Here is a 352-nt window from a genome sequence, read left to right as displayed (position 1 = left end):
GCGGCAAGGGAATCGACCTTGACCGCCTTTTATACGCCGCCGATGGTCATACGCTATATGTATCAAGCCTTGGAACATATGGGGATAACGTCAGGAAATCTTCTGGAACCCTCTTGCGGCATTGGCAATTTCATTGGCATGAAACCGGACAGTTTATCCCAGTGTAAAACCTATGGTGTAGAGCTGGACCGCATCTCCGGCCGCATTGCCCAGCAGCTGTACCAAGAATCCGTCATTACTGTACAGGGATATGAGCACGCAGAGCTGCCGGACAATTTCTTTGATGTGGCAATCGGCAATGTGCCGTTCGGCCAGTTCAAAGTATCGGACAAACGGTATGACCAGCATCCTT

General features: G+C 50.6%; 1 protein-coding gene. It reads left to right on the top strand.

The features are described from left to right. Positions 1 to 352: hypothetical protein (locus tag NE619_RS18145; RefSeq protein WP_256133878.1), on the top strand; the 352-nt coding region annotated here is incomplete at both ends.

The organism is Anaerovorax odorimutans, from assembly GCF_024459955.1.
Taxonomy (GTDB): Bacteria; Bacillota; Clostridia; order Peptostreptococcales; family Anaerovoracaceae; genus Hominibacterium; species Hominibacterium odorimutans_A.
The sequence above is the reverse complement of the archived record's forward strand: the minus strand, read 5'-3'. Positions and strand labels throughout refer to the sequence as shown.